Source organism: Nocardioides sp. L-11A (assembly GCA_029961745.1).
In the GTDB taxonomy this organism is placed as follows: domain Bacteria; phylum Actinomycetota; class Actinomycetes; order Propionibacteriales; family Nocardioidaceae; genus Nocardioides.
The window spans coordinates 3,025,417-3,042,963 of record CP124680.1 but is presented as its reverse complement, the minus strand read 5'-3'; the positions used below and the strand labels follow the sequence as shown (position 1 = coordinate 3,042,963).

Annotated in this window: 19 protein-coding genes; 10 read left to right on the top strand and 9 right to left on the bottom strand. The window is 71.4% G+C overall.

The features are described 5' to 3' along the window. Positions 1 to 23 precede the first annotated feature (23 nt). From def to QJ852_14580, 4 genes are read left to right on the top strand one after another with little or no spacing between them, the layout of a single operon-like run. Complete coding sequence (gene def, locus QJ852_14595) at positions 24 to 569, top strand: peptide deformylase (GenBank protein WGX94383.1); 546 nt, start codon at positions 24 to 26, stop codon at positions 567 to 569. Continuing rightward, entirely contained in the window at positions 566 to 1,501 is a 936-nt protein-coding gene (gene fmt, locus QJ852_14590; GenBank protein WGX94382.1) for a methionyl-tRNA formyltransferase, read from the top strand. Before def ends, fmt begins: the two co-directional genes overlap by 4 nt. Next, the gene (locus tag QJ852_14585; GenBank protein WGX94381.1) at positions 1,494 to 2,858 is read left to right on the top strand and encodes a transcription antitermination factor NusB; all 1,365 of its coding nucleotides are present in this window, start codon (positions 1,494 to 1,496) and stop codon (positions 2,856 to 2,858) included. Before fmt ends, QJ852_14585 begins: the two co-directional genes overlap by 8 nt. A 28-nt stretch (positions 2,859 to 2,886) precedes the next feature. Continuing rightward, entirely contained in the window at positions 2,887 to 3,903 is a 1,017-nt protein-coding gene (locus QJ852_14580; GenBank protein ID WGX94380.1) for an LLM class flavin-dependent oxidoreductase, read from the top strand. Between the two features lie 179 nt (positions 3,904 to 4,082). On the opposite strand, the gene QJ852_14575 is transcribed toward QJ852_14580, so the two are convergent. Next, positions 4,083 to 6,368, bottom strand: a complete 2,286-nt coding sequence (locus QJ852_14575) for an AAA family ATPase (GenBank protein ID WGX94379.1) — start codon at positions 6,366 to 6,368, stop codon at positions 4,083 to 4,085. Positions 6,369 to 6,549: 181 nt separating this feature from the next. On the opposite strand from QJ852_14575, the gene QJ852_14570 reads away from it, so the two are divergent. Then, positions 6,550 to 6,891 carry a hypothetical protein gene (locus tag QJ852_14570; GenBank protein ID WGX94378.1) on the top strand — a complete coding sequence of 114 codons (342 nt, stop codon included), beginning with the start codon at positions 6,550 to 6,552 and terminating at the stop codon, positions 6,889 to 6,891. 101 nt (positions 6,892 to 6,992) lie between these two features. Here QJ852_14570 and QJ852_14565 read toward each other — a convergent pair whose 3' ends face one another. Continuing rightward, the gene (locus tag QJ852_14565) at positions 6,993 to 7,370 is read right to left on the bottom strand and encodes a MerR family transcriptional regulator (GenBank protein ID WGX94377.1); all 378 of its coding nucleotides are present in this window, start codon (positions 7,368 to 7,370) and stop codon (positions 6,993 to 6,995) included. An 84-nt stretch (positions 7,371 to 7,454) separates the two neighbouring features. Here QJ852_14565 and QJ852_14560 point away from each other — a divergent pair, with 84 nt between their 5' ends. Continuing rightward, positions 7,455 to 8,690: an MFS transporter gene (locus QJ852_14560; GenBank protein ID WGX94376.1), complete on the top strand. Its 1,236-nt coding sequence runs from the start codon at positions 7,455 to 7,457 to the stop codon at positions 8,688 to 8,690. Here QJ852_14560 and QJ852_14555 read toward each other — a convergent pair. From QJ852_14555 to QJ852_14545, 3 genes are read right to left on the bottom strand one after another with little or no spacing between them, the layout of a single operon-like run. After that, entirely contained in the window at positions 8,596 to 9,222 is a 627-nt protein-coding gene (locus QJ852_14555) for a hypothetical protein (protein WGX94375.1), read from the bottom strand. The two genes, QJ852_14560 and QJ852_14555, sit on opposite strands and share 95 nt — an antisense overlap. Beyond that, entirely contained in the window at positions 9,219 to 9,740 is a 522-nt protein-coding gene (locus tag QJ852_14550; GenBank protein ID WGX94374.1) for a SigE family RNA polymerase sigma factor, read from the bottom strand. Before QJ852_14550 ends, QJ852_14555 begins: the two co-directional genes overlap by 4 nt. A gap of 46 nt (positions 9,741 to 9,786) precedes the next feature. Next, complete coding sequence (locus QJ852_14545) at positions 9,787 to 10,503, bottom strand: AAA family ATPase (GenBank protein ID WGX94373.1); 717 nt, start codon at positions 10,501 to 10,503, stop codon at positions 9,787 to 9,789. Between the two features lie 36 nt (positions 10,504 to 10,539). On the opposite strand from QJ852_14545, the gene QJ852_14540 reads away from it, so the two are divergent. From QJ852_14540 to QJ852_14530, 3 genes are read left to right on the top strand one after another with little or no spacing between them, the layout of a single operon-like run. Beyond that, positions 10,540 to 11,085: an NUDIX hydrolase gene (locus QJ852_14540; GenBank protein WGX94372.1), complete on the top strand. Its 546-nt coding sequence runs from the start codon at positions 10,540 to 10,542 to the stop codon at positions 11,083 to 11,085. A gap of 18 nt (positions 11,086 to 11,103) precedes the next feature. After that, the gene (gene ligD / locus QJ852_14535; GenBank protein ID WGX94371.1) at positions 11,104 to 12,063 is read left to right on the top strand and encodes a non-homologous end-joining DNA ligase; all 960 of its coding nucleotides are present in this window, start codon (positions 11,104 to 11,106) and stop codon (positions 12,061 to 12,063) included. Positions 12,064 to 12,072: 9 nt separating this feature from the next. Beyond that, positions 12,073 to 13,284, top strand: a complete 1,212-nt coding sequence (locus tag QJ852_14530) for an aminotransferase class V-fold PLP-dependent enzyme (GenBank protein ID WGX94370.1) — start codon at positions 12,073 to 12,075, stop codon at positions 13,282 to 13,284. A gap of 14 nt (positions 13,285 to 13,298) precedes the next feature. Here the strand turns inward: QJ852_14530 and QJ852_14525 are convergent, their stop codons facing one another. After that, the gene (locus QJ852_14525) at positions 13,299 to 13,502 is read right to left on the bottom strand and encodes a hypothetical protein (GenBank protein ID WGX94369.1); all 204 of its coding nucleotides are present in this window, start codon (positions 13,500 to 13,502) and stop codon (positions 13,299 to 13,301) included. 158 nt (positions 13,503 to 13,660) lie between these two features. Here QJ852_14525 and rpe point away from each other — a divergent pair, with 158 nt between their 5' ends. Beyond that, positions 13,661 to 14,326 (top strand): ribulose-phosphate 3-epimerase, encoded by a 666-nt coding sequence (gene rpe / locus QJ852_14520; GenBank protein ID WGX94368.1) that lies wholly within the window; start codon positions 13,661 to 13,663, stop codon positions 14,324 to 14,326. A gap of 121 nt (positions 14,327 to 14,447) precedes the next feature. On the opposite strand, the gene QJ852_14515 is transcribed toward rpe, so the two are convergent. From QJ852_14515 to kstD, 3 genes are all read right to left on the bottom strand, one after another. Continuing rightward, entirely contained in the window at positions 14,448 to 14,888 is a 441-nt protein-coding gene (locus tag QJ852_14515) for an OsmC family peroxiredoxin (protein WGX94367.1), read from the bottom strand. Between the two features lie 99 nt (positions 14,889 to 14,987). Then, complete coding sequence (locus QJ852_14510; protein WGX94366.1) at positions 14,988 to 15,875, bottom strand: MaoC/PaaZ C-terminal domain-containing protein; 888 nt, start codon at positions 15,873 to 15,875, stop codon at positions 14,988 to 14,990. Further along, positions 15,865 to 17,523 (bottom strand): 3-oxosteroid 1-dehydrogenase, encoded by a 1,659-nt coding sequence (gene kstD, locus QJ852_14505; protein WGX94365.1) that lies wholly within the window; start codon positions 17,521 to 17,523, stop codon positions 15,865 to 15,867. The genes QJ852_14510 and kstD overlap by 11 nt, the downstream gene beginning before the upstream one ends. Positions 17,524 to 17,547: the final 24 nt, after the last annotated feature.

The following is a 17,547-nucleotide window of genomic DNA, read 5'->3' as shown; positions in this document are numbered from 1 at the left end:
CGACAGCCCACTAGGCTGACCCGGTGGCGATCCGACCCATCCGACTCTTCGGCGACCCCGTCCTGCGCAAGCCCGCGATCGAGGTCGTCCACTTCGACGCCGAGCTGCGCCAGCTGGTCACCGACCTGACCGACACCATGCTCGACGCACCCGGCGCCGGCCTCGCCGCGCCGCAGATCGGCGTGGGCCTGCGGGTCTTCACCTGGTACGTCGACGGCGAGGTCGGTCACCTCGTGAACCCGAGCCTCCAGCTCTCCGCCGAGACCCAGGACGGCCCGGAGGGATGCCTGTCGCTGCCCGAGCTCACCTACGACTGCCTGCGCGCCCTGTCGGTGGTGGCGAGCGGGTTCACCATGCACGGCGATCCGGTGACGATCGAGGGCTCGGAGCTGCTCGCCCGGGCGATCCAGCACGAGACCGACCATCTCGACGGGATCCTCTTCATCGACCGCCTCGACGAGGCCGGGCGCAAGGCGGCGATGCGCGAGATCCGCGAGTCGGAGTGGTTCGGGCTCGAGAAGCCGACAGTGAAGGTCTCGCCGCACGCGACGGGAGGGTTCGGCCGATGACGCCGCTCCGCCTGGTCTTCGCCGGCACCCCTGAGGTCGCCGTGCCCACCCTCGACGCGATCGCCGCCTCCGTCCATGAGCTGGTCGGTGTCGTCACCCGCCCCGATGCGCCTGCCGGCCGCGGCCGCAGGCTGACGCCGAGCCCGGTGGCCCAGCGGGCCGAGGAGCTCGGCGTACCGGTCCTCAAGCCCGTGCACCCGCGCGATCCCGAGTTCCAGGAGGCGCTGCGGGCGCTCGACCCGGACTGCTGCCCGGTGGTGGCCTATGGCGCCCTCATCCCGCGCAGCGCCCTCGACATCCCACGCCACGGGTGGGTCAACCTGCACTTCTCCGTCCTGCCGGCCTGGCGCGGCGCGGCACCGGTCCAGCACTCGATCTGGGGCGGCGACGAGTTCACCGGCGCCACGACCTTCCGGATCGTCGAGGCGCTCGACGCCGGCCCGACCTTCGGTGTGATGACCGAGCGGATCCGGCCGACCGACACGGCGGGCGACCTGCTCGGCCGACTCGCGGAGGGGGGCGCGAGCCTGCTCGTCGCGACCCTCGACGGCATCGCCGACGGCTCGCTGGAGGCCCGCGAGCAGCCGGCCGACGGGATCAGCCTCGCCCCGAAGATCACCGTCGACGACGCCCGGGTGGACTGGAAGGAGCCCGCGGTCGGGGTCGACCGCCGGATCCGCGCCTGCACGCCCGGTCCCGGTGCCTGGACGACGTTGGACGGCGAGCGGGTCAAGCTCGGCCGGGTCGAGGTCGTCGCGGGCGGCCCCGAGCTGGCGCCTGGAGCGATCCGGGCCGGGAAGAACGAGGTCCTGGTGGGCACGGGCAGCGACCCGGTCCGGTTGACCGAGATCAAGGCGTTCGGGAAGAGGCAGATGGGCGCCGCCGACTGGGCCCGCGGCGTACGCCTCCCGGAGACCGCGACCTTTGAGTAGGCCCCCGTCGCGGCGCCGGACGCCGCGGGCGGTCGATCCCGCCCGGCTGGCCGCCTTCGAGGTGCTCAAGGCGGTGCGCGTCGACGGCGGCTACACCAACCTGCTGTTGCCCGCGATCCTGGCCCGGCACGGTCTGACCGGCCGCGACGCGGCCTTCGCGACCGAGCTCGCCTCGGGCACGATCCGCCGGCAGGGCACGTACGACGCCGTGCTGGCCGCCTGCGTCGACCGGCCGCTGCGCAAGGTCGAGGCGAAGGTCCTCGACGCGCTGCGACTCGGCACCCACCAGCTGCTGGCGATGCGGGTGCCGACCCACGCCGCGATCGACACGACCGTGACGCTGGTCCGGGCGCAGGTCAACCAGGGGGCGGCCGGGTTCAGCAACGCCGTGCTGCGGAAGGTCGCGGCGCAGGACCTCGACGCCTGGCTGGCTCAGGTCGCGCCCGCCGACCTCGCCACCGCCCACAGCCACCCGGCCTGGGTGGTCGCCGAGCTGGGCCGCGCGCTGGGCGACCGCGACGGCGAACTGCCCGCACTGCTGGCCGCCGACAACGACCCGCCCCGCGTCACCCTGGTGGCCCGGCCGGGACTGTCCGCCCGCGAGGAGCTCCCCGGCACACCGACCCCGTACTCGCCGTACGGTGTCGTGCTCGACGGTGGCGACCCCGCAAGCGTGGCGGCGGTGGCCGCGGGCCGGGCCGGTGTGCAGGACGAGGGCTCCCAGCTGGTCGCGCTCGCCCTGGCGGCGTCCCCGGTCGACGGTCGCGACGAGCGGTGGGTCGACCTGTGCGCCGGGCCCGGCGGCAAGGCATCGCTGCTCGCTGCCCTCGCGGCGGAGCGGGGGGCGAGACTCACCGGCGTGGAGCTGCACCGCCACCGGGCCCGCCTGGTCGCGCGGGCCGCGGCCTCCGGCACCGGCCTGGCCGGAGTCGTCCAGGCCGACGCCACCCGGGCGCCGTTCGCCGACGGCAGCGCGGACCGGGTCCTGCTCGACGCGCCGTGCACCGGGCTCGGAGCCCTGCGCCGACGCCCCGAGGCGCGCTGGCGGCGTACCCCGGCCGATCTGGCCGAGCTCGTCGCCCTCCAGCGCGCGCTGCTGGCCGAGGCCGTCCGCGTGCTGCGGCCCGGGGGAGCGTTGCTCTACGCGACCTGCTCGCCGGTCCTGGCCGAGACCGCCGAGGTCGTGACGGCGGCCCTCGCCGAGCACGCTGCGTCGTGGGGGCTGCGCCTCGACGACGTGGGCGAGCATCTGCCCGGCGTACCGGACGCGGAGGGGCCGCTGCCGGGGACCGTCCAGCTCTGGCCGCACCGGCACGGGACGGACGCGATGTTCCTCGCGCTGCTGCGCCGGGAATGACCGGGATTGGTTGACGGTTCAACCAGTCATGAAGAAGATCGGGTTCCTCTCGTTCGGCCACTGGACGCCGAGCCCGCACTCGCAGGTGCGGACCGCCTCCGACACCCTGCTCCAGTCGATCGACCTCGCGGTCGCGGCGGAGGAGCTCGGCGCGGACGGCGCCTACTTCCGCGTGCACCACTTCGCCCGGCAGCTCGCCAGTCCCTTCCCGCTGCTCGCCGCGATCGGCGCCCGGACCGACCGGATCGAGATCGGCACCGGCGTGATCGACATGCGCTACGAGAACCCGATGTACTTCGCCGAGGACGCCGGCGCCGCCGACCTGATCTCGGGCGGCCGGCTGCAACTGGGCATCTCGCGCGGGTCACCGGAGCAGGTCGTCGACGGGTGGCGCTACTTCGGGTACGCGCCGGCCGAGGGCGAGACCGAGGCCGACATGGCCCGTCGGCACACCGAGGTCCTCCTCGAGGTGCTGCGCGGGGAGGGATTCGCCCAGCCCAGCCCACGTCCCATGTTCGCCAACCCGCCCGGGCTGCTCCGGCTCGAGCCGCACTCCGAGGGCCTGCGCGAGCGGATCTGGTGGGGTGCCGCGTCCAACGGCACCGCCCGCTGGGCCGCCGAGCTCGGCATGAACCTGATGAGCTCGACCCTCAAGGAGGACGAGAGCGGCCAGCCGTTCCACGTCCAGCAGGCCGACCAGATCCGGGTCTTCCGCGAGGCATGGGCCGCCGCCGGGCATGAGCACCAGCCGCGGGTGTCCGTCAGCCGGTCGATCTTTCCGCTCGTCTCCGACGAGGACCGCATGTACTTCGGCGGGCGTCCCGACGACGACCAGGTCGGTCAGATCGACGACATGCGCGCGATCTTCGGCCGCTCGTACGCCGCCGAGCCGGATCGGCTCGTCGAGCAGCTGCGCGGCGACGAGGCCATCGCCGAGGCCGACACGCTGCTGCTGACGGTCCCCAACCAGCTGGGGGTTGCCTATTGTACATCGGTTATCGAGAGCGTCATTCAGCACGTGGCTCCCGAACTCGGGTGGCGATGACCGGTCGCTCGCCCTCGGTCTGACGGGGTCGATCCGGGCCCAAAACGAAACCAACGGGCGAGGCGTGAGCAACCGTTGAACTGCTGTTACTGCTGTCGCTCGGCGAGCACCAGCTTCGACTGTGACGGCAACGGCGCTGCCACGAGCCCTCGCGAACTCTGTCGCGTCGAAACGACAGGTCAGCGCAGAACGTTGGCGTCAACCGATGTTGCCTTACAGAGGCGGGCGAAATGGTCGGAGTCAGCCGCACGTAGGAACTCCATGCATCGCCGGACCGAGTTGTAGACGGCTCGTGCGTCGAGAACGTCCACCGCCTCGCTTCCTTCACCGTGGGACCACCTATTGCAGAAGTCGTAGACGTCACGGTAAGGCTGGAGTTCTGGCTCCTCGATCATTGCCTCAAGTTGCTTGTCGAAGTGGCTAAGGTCCGGCGTGCGATAACTCGCGAAACTCTCCAGCACACGGCGTGCTGCGTTGGGAAGTAGGAACAGGCGCTCGTGGTCGCTTGGCTCCGCAAGACCCTTCATGATCATCGAGAACAGGTAGGCGTACTCGGAGGTGCTCTTGCGAAGCAGATCGGGCAGCGGGGCAATACGCGTCTGGCGCTGCCCGCCCTGGTTGCTTGCGAAGCACTCGACGAAGGCGACGCGCGGGTATCTCGTCTCGTCAGGGTCGTTGTTCTTCAGCTTCTTGAACGAGGTGTCCCACTGGTTCTTCTGCGACTTCAGGAACAGGCGCAGCAGGTTGAAGTCGTGGGTGAAGAGAATAAACTGTCCCGCGTTCTCTAGCGCCGAGACCAGCCACTGATGGGTAGCGAAGACCGACTCGCGGTCCAGGGAGCTGGAGGGGTCATCGATTACGACAATCCGCTGGCCAGGGTCAGCCTTGTGACTTTCATCCTCCAACTGGCGCAGGAAGTACAAGAGCGAAAGAGTGGTGCGCTCACCATCACTGAGATGAGTTGCGGCCTGGCCGCCGCGCCAGCAGGTGTAGGACTTGCCGTCGTCGGTGACGCGGACGGAGAGGTGGCCCCGCCCAAACACCCTCGACAGGTCTTCGGTGAGCCTCCTAGCCGTCTCGCTGGTCGTGAGCCTCTGCTCGCGGATTCGCCTCAACGCGCTCTCGCTGACGGACGCCGCTCGCGTGTCGGCCGTTCCCTTCTCGGATGCTTCGTCGACCTGCTTCTTGTGGTCCAGGAAGCGCGCACTGTGGGAGCCAACCAGGTGATCGAGAACCGTGTTGATGCTCTCGGTACGGATGCGGTCGTGGTCGTCAGCCTGCTCGTTGTGCGTTGTGACAAGCTCATCCGCAGCCGTCGTACTGGGTGGCGTACCCAGTAGGGTCAGGTCCGGCGACGTGAGGGTAGCGCTTGGGTCCAGCTCCTTCGCACTAAGAGCGACCTCGACAGCTTCAAGGACGGCGCTCCTCGTCGCTACGGCCGCCTGGATAGCCTCGACGGCCTCCTGGTAGCCGGGACGATGCTCGCTGGCGATGAGCGACGAGTCGGGCCACTCATTTACCCACGCTGCCAAGTCCCTTGCTTCTTGACTCACCCGTTCGCGCAGCGTGCGGGCGCGAGCGCGGATGCTCACCCAGCTCTCGTCGAAGTGCTTCGCAAGGGCTTCTCGGCGCTCCTTGGTAAGCGGCGAGGCGCAGAACAAGCATTCGGACTCGTCCTCGTGCAGTTCGCGGCCCTCTTCAACCCATCGCTGCGCTTCGGGATGACCTTCGAGTGAGGCCAGAGCTTGGCGGGTCGGAGTTTCGGACAAGAGCGCGTCCATGTCGCTCAGGCTGGCCGTGACGGCATCCGGCATCGCGCGGGGAGTTGGAATCTTCTCTGGCGCGCCCTCCCCCAGGCGCATCAGCGCGGCGGCGTGGTCAGCGGCGCTCGGCACCTCTCCCTTGAACCCGGCGAGGTTGGCTTTCACTGTCGGCAGTTGATACCGGTGCTTGGTGAATCGTCGTCGGTCTACGTCCTCCAACTCCGCGACGATGAGGTTCTGGACCTCGCGCGCCAGCGCCTCGGCCTTCTTGTCGTGCTCCTTGGCCTTGCTGGCGAACTCCTTGGCGGACTTGGTGAGGGCCGTGATTTCCTCAGCGAGGCGCTCCTCTTCCTCCTTCGCCGAGATGGCCTCTCTGCCCAGCGTCACGATGGCGGACGCGGATTCGCCGTCCAGAAATGCTGAGAGGTTCTCCTCCACCCACCGCTTGGTGAACACCGCCATACCAGTGGCGGGGCCGATCGCTCCACGCGCCACGCGGTGAGAGGTTCCGCCCTCGTCCTCCCAGGACGTATCCACGGGGGCGCCCTCATCGGCGAGCGCTAGTAGCAGGTCAGCAATGGTGGACTTGCCGCTCCCGTTGTGTCCGTAGACGATGGTGCGTTTCCCGAACGGGACGTCCTTGGGCCAGAAGCCCGGCGCAAGGGAGCGCCACTGACTAGCGATGTTGAGACCGCGAAGCACCAAGCGAGCCTATGAGTCGGGGCCAGCTCCCGTACTGGAAATGGATCGACTGGTTCCATACGGCCACTGCACCGCCGCTGTTTCGCCATTACGCAGCGAAGCCTCCCCATCGTGCCGTAGCCTGCGTTCCCAGTCAACCAGCTCCTCGGTCGAGCGACATTCACCGGCAAGGAGCCGAAACATGTACCTCACCAACCACGACGCAGTTCTTGAAGCCATCGAAGGCTGTCGTGAAGTCCGCGTCACGTGGCCTTCGCAGGAAGACGGTGGAGCCGTTCAGATCAGGCGCTGTGCTCCCATGGACTACGGCCCGAGTAGGAGGGCAAGCGACCAGACTCCTCGATACCACTTCTGGGACTTCGAGAGCGACAGCGGCAGGAACCACACACTCTCCTTGCTCGCTGCCCAGATCATGAGCGTCGAAGTACTGGAGTCAATGTTTGACCCATCATCATTCGTCACATGGGACACCAACCAGTCACGCTGGTTCGTGCAGCGCAACTCTTGGGGCGAGAAGAACTAGCCCGCGCATTCTGCATGAGGGATCGGTTGTTGCTGTCCACTCTTGACTTCGTCCCAACCAACTGGGCGTCGACTACAACGCGCACGTGATCGAGTCGGTCCTCATCCACATCGCGCCGGGGCTGGGCTGGCACTGACCTGGGCGAGGAACTGCCGGATCGTGTCGCGGCTGCGGCTGAGACAGGCGATCCGCTTCTCCAGGCCCACCAACTCCTCCGCGAGCAGGGCGGCCACCTCGGCGGAGCAGGTCGCCTGCTCGCGGGCGCAGGCATCCTCGGCCTCGAGCAGCACCTTGACCAGGCGGGTCGGGACGCCGGCCTGGACCAGGCCGGCGATCCGCTCGATCCGCTCGACATGGTCCTCGCCGTAGGTCCGGTAGCCGTTGGGCAGCCGGTCGGCGAGCAGCAGGGCCTGCTGCTCGTAGTAGCGGATCAGCCGGGTGGCGACCCCGGTCCGCCCGGCCAGTTCGCCGATCCTCACCGCCGTGTCCTCATGTCTGCTGCCTCACATCCCCATCGCCGGACCTTGACATTGACATCAGTGTGAGACTCTAGCGTCGAGGACATGACCTCCGCCAGCCCCAGCCGCGCCACGTCCGCACCACCCACCGACCGGCTGCCCTGGCCCGTCCTGACCGTGCTCGGCGCGGCGACGCTGGTCATGGTCACCGGCGAGATGCTCCCCACGGCGGTCCTCGGTCCGATGAGCCGCGGGCTCGCTGTCTCCGAGTCCGCAGCCGGCCTGCTGGTCAGCATCTGGGCCGCCGTCGTCGTGGTGGCGAGCATCCCGCTGGTCCGACTCTCCCGGGGCCTGCCGCGCACCGGTGTGATCGCCGGGAGTCTGGTGGTGTTCGCGATCGCCGCTGCCGGCACCGCCCTCGCCCCGTCGTACGCCGTCGTGCTGGTCGCACGCACCCTGGGCGCCGCCGCGGTCGGCCTGCTCTGGTCGACGGTCAACGCGCACGTCGCGGACCTCGTGCCCGACAGGCTGCTGGGCCGGGCGACGTCGGTCGTGCTCGGAGGAGCGACGCTCGGGATGGTGCTGGGAACGCCGGTCGGACGGCTGGTCGCGGACCTGGTCGGCTGGCGCGCGTCCTTCGCGGTGCTGGCCGGAGCGAGCCTGGTCGCGGCGACACTGGTGCTGCGCGTCGTCCCCTCGTCACCAGCCCCGAGTGCCGACGACATCGCAGGGGACGCGCGCGGGGGCTCGCTGCGTCCGATGGTCGTGGTGACCGTCCTGGTGGCCCTGATCCTGGTCGGTCACTACGGCGCCTACACGTTCATCACGAGACTGAGCGGACCGCCCGCCGCGGCGCTGCTGGTCTTCGGCCTGGCCTCGGCGGCCGGGGTCATGGTCGCCGGGCGGGTGGACCGCACCCTTCCCGGCCTGGTCACGGCGACGCTGCTGACCGCGGTCGCCGTGCTGGCCGTGGGCAGCGACGGCAGCCTCGGGTTGGTCGCGCTGTGGGGCGTGGCCTCCGGGGCGCTGCCGCCGCTGGCGCAGACGTTGATCCTGCGCCTCGGCGGGCCGGCGCACCGCGCGCTGGCCGGCGCGCTGATCCCGGTGCTGTTCAACGGCGGCATCGCCGTCGGCGCGGCGCTCGCGTCCGGCATCGTCGCGCGGTACGGCGTCGGCGGGCTCGGCCTGCCCGCCGCGGCGTTGATCGGGCTGGCCGCGCTCGGGCTGGCCGCGCTCGGGCTGGCCGCTACGGCCGCTCCCAGTGCGGCGCGAACGTCATCCCGGCGACGAACGCCGTCAGATCGGCCGGGGACAGGCCGTCCTCACCGCCCTGCAGCGTGACGAAGTAGTTGCCGTGCAGCGGACTCATCCACAATGCGGAGCCCTCCTTGTCGACGCTGCCCTTCCAGTCGTCGTACGACGACCGGGGGCGCGCGACGACGGAGACGCCGAGCTCGCCGCGGGTGCACCAGGCCTTCTCGTCGATCGCGAAGTACTCACAGCTCCAGTCGGGCGCCTCGATCACGACCGGGAAGGTGGGTCCGGTGGGGACGGTCGGGGCGGTGAGCTCGGCACCCGGGGACGTGACCGTGGCGGTCGCGGTGGGGCCGCTCGCCATGGAGCCGTCGCGGGCGGCCGTGCCGGTCCCGGACAGCGCGCCGGCGGCGACGGAGACCGCGGCCACGACGGCGACGGCCGCCGCGGTGCCGGACAGCGCCACCCGGCGTCGCCGGCGCAGCCGCAGGCCGGCGGCGAGGGAGCCGGCGGCGAGATGCTCGAGGTCGGGCCGCTCGTCGCGCAGCCGCTCGCGCAGCGCGGGGCCGACGAGGGCGTCGAGCCGGTCGGTGCGCTCGGTCGGGTCGTGGTCGGTCATGGGCGGGTCCTCTCGGAGACGGGGTCGATCAGGGGGCGCAGCCGCTGCAGGGCGCGGCGGGCGCGGGTGCGCACCGCGGACTCGCTGATCCCGAGGTCGGCGGCGGTGTCGGCGACGCTGCGGTCCTCCCAGTAGCGCAGGAGCAGCACGGCGCGGTCGAGCGGTGCGAGCCCGGTGAGCGCGTCGAGGAGGTCCACCCGCAGCTCCGGGTCGGTGCCGGGAGTGGGAGGCGGCCCGATGTCGGCGTCGCCCAGGTCGCGCGGGCGCTCGCTGTTGCGGCGCAGCCGCCGGTGCGACAGGAAGGTGTTGAGCAGGGTCGTGCGGGCATAGGCCAGCGGGCTCTCGGCCGCCTGCACCCGTCGCCACCGGGTGAACACCTTGGCGTACGTCGCCTGGGTGAGGTCCTCGGCGAGGTGGTGGTCGCCGGTCAGCAGCATCGCCGCCTGGTGGAGCTGGGCGCCGGTCGCCCGCACGAAGGCGGTGAACTCCTCGGTCTGCCGGTCGTCGGTCACACCCATCTGACGCTCCAGGGGCCGTGCCGCGTGACAGCGGGGCTCACGGGGCTCAGCCCAGGAGGTGCCGCAGATAGCGCCGCGGATCGTCGAGGTAGCGACGCCAGTGCTGGACGAGCTCGAGCTCCTCCCACGTCGTCCGGCGCAGCCCCCAGTCGCCGACCTCGAGGATGGTCGCGCCCGGCATCGCCGCGAGAACGGGGGAATGGGTGGCGCAGAGCACCTGGCCGCCCTCGCCGACCACGCGGTCGAGGACAGAGATCAGGCCGAGCGTGGAGGAGAAGGACAGCGCGGCCTCGGGCTCGTCGAGGCAGTAGAAGCCGGGGGAGTCGAAGCGGGTGCGGAGCACCTCGAGGAAGGACTCGCCGTGGCTCATCTCGTGGAACACCGGGGCGCGCTCGCCGGGGTTCTGCTCGACGAAGGTGTACCAACCGTGCATGGTCTCGGCACGGAGGAAGAACCCCCAGCGGCCGGCGCCGAGACCCCGCTGGATCCGCAGTGCGCCGTGGAGCGGCGACTCGGACTCCCGTGTCGTGTGCCGGCCCTGGTTGGTGCCGCCCTCCGGCGAGAGCCCGTAGGCCACGGCGATCGCCTCGACCAGTGTCGACTTGCCGGAGCCGTTCTCGCCGACGAGGAAGGTCACGCCCTCTCCGAGGTCCAGTCCGTCGCGGACGACCTGGGCCACTGCGGGGATCGTCATCGGCCACTCGTCGGGATCGAGCCGGTCCTCGGCGGTGACCCGGACGACGGGCGGCTGGTCGAAGTCCACCCGCTCACGCTACGTGCTGGGCACTAGGTTGAGCCGATGAGGACGTGGCAGCGCCGCTCGACCCGGATCGCCTATGAGAACCCGTGGATCCGGGTGCGCGAGGACGAGGTGACCCGCCCCGACGGCAGCGCCGGGATCTACGGCGTCGTCGAGGTCAGGAACCCGGCGGTGTTCATCGTGGCGCTGACCGACGCCGACGAGGTGGTCCTGGTCGAGGTCGACCGCTACACGACCGGCGACCGGTCGTCGCTCGAGGTCCCCGCCGGCGGCACGGACGGGGAGGATCCGCTGACCGCGGCCCGTCGCGAGCTGCGCGAGGAGACCGGTCTGGCGGCGTCCGAGTGGCGGGAGATCGGTCGGATGAACGCGCTCAACGGCGTGGCCGCGGCCCCGGAGATCGTCTACCTCGCCCGTGGCCTCACCCATGTCGGCGACGACGCGATGCTCGAGGACGGCATCGTCGCGGTCCACCGGGTTCCCCTCGACGAGCTGCTCGCCCGGGTGGGTCGTGGCGAGATCGCCGACGGTGAGAGCCTGGCCTGCCTGCTGCTCGCGCTGGTCGCGCTCGGCCGCGTCGGCTGACGGGTACCCTCGACAGCCATGGCGTCCCCCGCGGTCGAGTTCGAGGTCGAGAGCCGCGTCGTGCGGGTGAGCAACCCCGACCGGGTGTACTTCCCGGAGATCGGCGCCACCAAGCTCGACCTGGTCGAGTACTACCTGGCCGTCGGCGAGGGGATCGTCAACGCCCTCTGGGAGCGACCGTGCATGCTGCACCGGTTCCCCAAGGGCCTCGCGGGCGACAAGGTGCACCAGAAGCGCCTCCCGGCCGGCGCTCCCGACTGGGTGGAGACGGTCCAGCTGTTCTTCCCGCGCTGGAAGCGCACCGCCGACGAGCTGTGCGTGACCGAGCTGGCCTCGGTGGTCTGGGCGGTGCAGATGTCGACGGTCGAGTTCCACCCGTGGAACAGCCGCCGCGGCGCGACCGAGCAGCCCGACGAGTGGCGGATCGACCTCGACCCGGGGCCCGCGTCGACGTACGACGACATCCGCCGCGTCGCCCACGTCGCGCACGAGGTGCTCGACGAGCTGGGCGCCGTCGGCTACCCGAAGACCAGCGGCAGCAAGGGCCTGCACGTCTACGTGCGGATCGCGCCGGACCACGACCACAAGGGGGTGCGCCGGGCCGCGCTCGCCTTCGCCCGCGAGGTCGAGCGGCGGGCGCCGGAGCTGGTCACGACCACCTGGTGGAAGAAGGACCGCGACCCGGCCGCGGTGTTCGTGGACTACAACCAGAACGCCCGCGACCACACCATCGCGGCGGCGTACTCCGTGCGTGGCCTGCCCGACGCCCGCGTGTCCACCCCCCTCCGGTGGGACGAGATCGACGACGCCGACCCACGCGACTTCACCATCCGCACGGTGCCGGCGCGGTTCGCCGATCTCGGCGACCTGCACCACGACATCGACGACCACGTCTTCGACATCGCGCCGCTGCTGGCCTGGGCCGACCGCGACGACCTGCCGGAGGAGGACGCCTCTGACGAGGGGGCCGGGGAGTAGGTTGCGAGGGTGACGCTGACCTCGCTCGACGCCGCGGCCCTCGACGCCGCCGACCCGCTCGCCGGCCACCGGAGCCGCTTCGTCGGGGCGGAGGGGCCGATCGTCTACCTCGACGGCAACTCCCTGGGCCGGCCGCTGCGGGCGACGGCAGCGCGGATGGCGGCCTTCGTCGAGGAGGAGTGGGGCGGCCGGCTGATTCGCGGCTGGGACGAGCGCTGGTTCGAGCTGCCCCTGACGCTGGGCGACCGGCTCGGCCGGGTCGTCCTCGGCGCGGCCCCCGGGCAGGTCGCTGTCGGCGACTCCACGACGGTGCTGCTCTACAAGATGGTGCGCGCAGCGGTCGCCGCCCGGCCCGGGCGGCGCGAGATCGTCGTCGACCGCGACAACTTCCCGACCGACCGGTACGTCGTCGAGGGGGTCGCTCGCGAGTGCGGGCTCACCGTCCGTTGGCTCGATGTGGACCCCGACGGCGGGATGACGGCCGAGGACCTCGCGCCGGTGCTCGGACCCGACACGGCGCTGGTCGTCGTCAGTCACGTCGCCTACAAGTCCGGCCACCTCGCCGACCTCGAGACGCTGACCCGACTCGCGCACGACGCGGGCGCATGGATCCTCGTCGACCTGTGCCACTCCGGCGGCTCGGTGCCCGTCGAGCTCGACGCATGGGAGATCGACGTCGCCGTCGGCTGCAGCTACAAGTACCTCAACGGCGGCCCGGGCGCCCCGGCGTACGGCTACGTGGCAGCGCGCCACCTCGCCGACGACACCTTCGCCCAGCCCGTGCAGGGGTGGATGGGCGCGGCCGACTCGTTCGCGATGGGGCCCGCTTACGCCCCGGCCGCCGGCATCCGGCGGCTGCTCAGCGGCACGCCGCCGATCGTCGGGATGCTCGGTCTCGAGGACATGGTCGACCTGCTGGAGCAGACCGGCGTCGGCGCCGTACGGGCGAAGTCCGTGGCACTGACCGAGTACGCCGTCGCGCTCGTCGACCGCGACCTGCCCGGGGTCCGGATCGCCTCACCGCGGGACCCGGCCCGGCGCGGCGGGCACGTCACCCTGGCCCACCCGCGGATGCGGGAGGTGACCGCCGCGCTGTGGGAGCGCGACGTCATCCCGGACTTCCGGATGCCCGACGGGCTGCGGATCGGCCTCTCGCCGCTGTCGACCTCGTTCGCGGAGGTGGCGGCCGGGGTGGCCGCGATCGGCGCGGCACTGGCCTGAGGGGCCGGCGAGCCTCAGGCGCTCAGCAGCTCATCGAGCGCGGCCCGCAGCTCGCGGGCATGGGCGTGCAGGATCACGGCGGCGAAACCGTTGCCGCGGGCGTCCTCGTGATCGGCCTCGCGGTCCCAGGCCTCGGCCAGACGACGGACCTCGGCCTGCGGGTCCGTGCGGGCGCTCTCACCGGCCCGCTTGCGGGCCTCGCTGTTCATCATCGGCATCGGGTGCCTCCCTCGGAGACGTGGTGGTCCACCTCCATCATCGGCCGGTCGGCGCCGCGGCGAAGGGTTATCGCGAGATCGCCGCCGCAGCCCGGCGACGTCGCGGCAGGTCGGCCTCGGTCAGGCGCCGCGCGCACCGCCCCCTAGACTGGCCGTCCGTGGGCCACATCCAGATCACCCCGTCGATCCTCAACTCCGACTTCGCGCGGCTCGGCGAGGAGGTGGCCCGGATCCCGGGCGCCGACTGGGTGCACGTCGACGTCATGGACAACCACTTCGTGCCCAACCTGACCTTCGGTCCGGGGATGGTCGAGGCGCTGGCCCGGGTCAGCCCGGTTCCGCTCGACGCGCACCTGATGATCGAGGACGCCGACCGCAACGCCCCGGCGTACGTCGAGGCGGGCTGCGGCTCGGTGACCTTCCATGTGGAGGCGGCCAAGGCGCCGGTCCGGCTGGCGCGGGAGATCCGCTCGGCCGGCGCGCGGGCCTCGATGGCCCTCAAGCCCGCGACCCCGATCGAGCCGTACGAGGACCTGCTGGCCGAGCTCGACATGGTGCTGATCATGACCGTCGAGCCCGGCTTCGGCGGCCAGCGGTTCCTGGACCTGTGCCTGCCCAAGATCCGGCGGGCCCGGGCGCTGATGGACAAGCACGGCGTCGAGACCTGGCTCCAGGTCGACGGCGGGGTCTCGCTGGAGACCATCGAGCGGTGTGCCGAGGCCGGTGCCGACGTCTTCGTCGCCGGCTCGGCGGTCTACTCCGCGCAGGACCCCGACGCCATGGTCGCCGCGCTGCGGGCGAAGGCCGAGGGCGCCCGGTCCTGACCGCGGACGGCGCCCGTCGTACGGGCAACTTGTCGGGCGGAACTGTCACTTGGCGGGCGTTGCAACGCCCGACAAGTGCAGGAATCACCGGTCGACCGGCGATTCCTGCACGGAGCCGGCCTCAGCTCTCGAGCGCCGCGTCCAGCGTGATCGGCACCGCGGCGAGCGCCTTGCTGACCGGGCAGCCGACCTTGGCCGCGCCGGCGGCGGCGTCGAAGCCTGCGGCGTCGAGGCCCTCGACCTCGGCCCGGACGGTGAGGGTGATCCCGGTGAGCTGGAAGCCACCGGCGGGGTCCGGCCCGAGGGTGACGTCGGCGGAGACGTCGAGCGCGACGGGGGTGCCACCGGCCTTCGCGATCTCGTTGGACAGCGCCATCGCGTAGCACGCGGAATGGGCGGCGCCGATGAGCTCCTCCGGGCTGGTCGTGCCGTCGGCGTCGTCCGCGGCGCGCTTCGGGAAGGAGACATCGAAGGTGCCGGCTCCCGACGAGGTCAGCTCGACCTGGCCGGTGCCGTCCTGCAGGCCGCCGTTCCAGGCGGTGCGTCCGGTGCGAGTGGGCATGGTGCTCCTCCTGCGGAACAGGTGTCGATTGGGCAGAGACTGCACGTTTCCGGCCCCAATTGTTGCGGTTTGGGACCAAACCGCAACGCCCGACGAGCCTCAGACCACGGACAGCACGCAGTCCGCGAGGACCGGAGAGCCGTCCCGCTCGCCGCCCTCGATCGTGGCGGAGCCGATGATCGACCCGCCCTCGCGCCAGCCGGCGACACGGATGGTCTCGCCCGGGAACACCACCCCGGCGAAGCGGCCGGTGAACCCGGCTACCCCGGTGGCGTCGCCGCCGAGCAGGCCGTCGGTGAGCTCGCGCAGGACGATGCCGTAGGAGCACAGCCCGTGCAGGATCGGCGCGGGGAAGCCGGCGGCCTTCGCGAAGCCGGGGTCGGCGTGGAGGGGGTTGCGGTCGCCGCAGAGGCGGTAGAGCAGGGCCTGCTGCGGCGTCACGGTGTACGACGACACGTGGTCCGGCACGCGCTCGGGCACGACCACCGGGGCCGCGGAGCCGCGGTCACCGCCCCAGCCGCCCTCGCCCTTGACGAAGATGGACGAGCGCACCCGCCACAGCTCCTCGCCGGTCCCGTCGGAGCCGGCGGTCGCGACGCCCTCCTGCCAGATCACGGCGGCCTTGCCCTTGTCCCAGATGTCGGTGAGCGTCGTGCGCACGGTCGCGGTGCCGGCCGTCGGGAGCGGACCGGACGTCGAGATCGACTGCGACCCGTGGACGACCTGGGCCAGGTTGATGTCACAGCCCGGCAGGTCCAGCGGCGGCGGGTCGGTCTCGTGGAAGGTCGGTGCGACGACGCCGAAGGACGGCAGCACCTGCAGCGCCGCGTCGTCCAGGGTGTATCGCAGGGCGACGGGGGACAGGTTGTCGCCCGGGCGTGCGCCCGCCCCGATGCCGAGGTGGTAGAGCAGGACGTCGGACTCGGTCCACGAGAAGGTGCGGGAGCCGAGGTCGGCCCCGATCGCGATGGACGGATCAATCGGCATGGGCGATGTCCTCTGCAGCGAGATATCCGAAAACGATGGCAGGACCGATCGTGCCACCCGGGCCCGGGTAGGTGTTGCCCATGACGGCCGACGAGACGTTGCCCGCGGCGTACAGGCCGGGGATGACCGAGCCGTCCTCGCGCAGCACCCGGGCGCGCTCGTCGGTGACCAGGCCGCCCTTGGTGCCGAGGTCGCCCGGCACGATCTTGACGGCATAGAAGGGGCCCTTCTCGATCGGCGCGAGCGAGCAGTTCGGCTTGACGGTCGGGTCGGAGTAGTACTTGTCGTAGGCCGACTCGCCACGGTGGAAGTCCTCGTCGACCCCGGAGCGGGCGAAGCCGTTGAACCGCTCGACCGTGGCGTCCAGCGAACCCTCGGGAAGGCCGACCTCGGTGGCGAGCTCGCCCAGCGTGTCGGCGCGGGTGACGACGCCCTCCTTGTACCAGCGCCCCGGGAACGGCTGGCGCCCGGCGACGCCCGCGAACAGGTAGCGGTTGCGGTAGGTCTGGTCGAAGACCATGTACGACGGCACGTGGTCGACGCCCGTCGCCTGGCCCCGGTAGATCTCGTGCGTGGCCTCGACGTACGGCAGCGCCTCGTTCATGTAGCGCGCGCCCGCCGAGTTGACGATGATCGAGCCCGGCAGGTTGCGCTCGGCCAGGCAGAACCAGGCCCGGCCCGGGAGCGGGATGGTGGGTCCCCACCAGGCGTCGTCGAGCAGGTCGGTCGCAGCCCCCGCCGCCGTCCCGGCCAGCAGTCCCGCGCCGGTGTTGGACGCCGCGCCGGTCGACCAGGCCGACGAGGTCGGCTGGGGCAGGAACTTCTCACGCAGCTCCTGGCTGTGCTCGAAGCCGCCCGAGCCGAGGATCACGCCGCGGGTCGCGCGGAGCGTGCGACGCTCGCCGTCCCGCTCCACGACGACGCCGACGACCCGGCCGTCCTCGACGAGCAGGTCGAGCAGCGCGGTGTGGTACTCGACGGGCACGCCGGCGTCGGCGAGGCCCTTGCGCAGCCCGATCGCGATCGCGTTGCCCATCGCGAACATCCGCTTGCCGGTCACGATCGCCAGCAGTCGCTTGAGCATCACCTTGAGCATGGTCAGCGGGCCGCGGATCGTGCGCAGGCCGAGGCTGATCTTGCGGAAGTCGGCCTGGGTGACGATCAGGTTGGCCGGGGCCTTGGTGTACGGCGGGTGCAGCCGGTCGAGCTCGTCGCCGAGGAAGCGCGCGTCCATCGGCACCGGCTCGACGCTGCGCCCGCGCGGCCGGCCGCCGGGACGCTCGGGCAGGTAGTCGGCGTACTCCGGAACCCAGGTGAAGCGCAGCGGTGTCTTCTCGCGCAGGAAGTCGAGCACCTCGGGTCCGCGGTCCAGGTAGGTGTCGCGGCGCACCTTGGGCACCACGTCGCCGACGATCGCGTCGAGATAGGTCTTCGCGGCCTCACGGTCGCCGGCGTCGACCTGGCCGGCCGCCTGCAGGGCGTAGTTGCCGGGGATCCACACGCCGCCTCCGGAGCGGGCCGTGGAGCCGCCGAAGTGACCGCTCGCCTCGACCAGGACGGTGTCGAGACCCTGGTGGGCGGCCGCGAGGGCTGCGGACATGCCAGCACCGCCGGCGCCGACCACGACGACGTCGTAGGAGTCCTTCATGGCAAAAATGTAACAGGTTCTAGT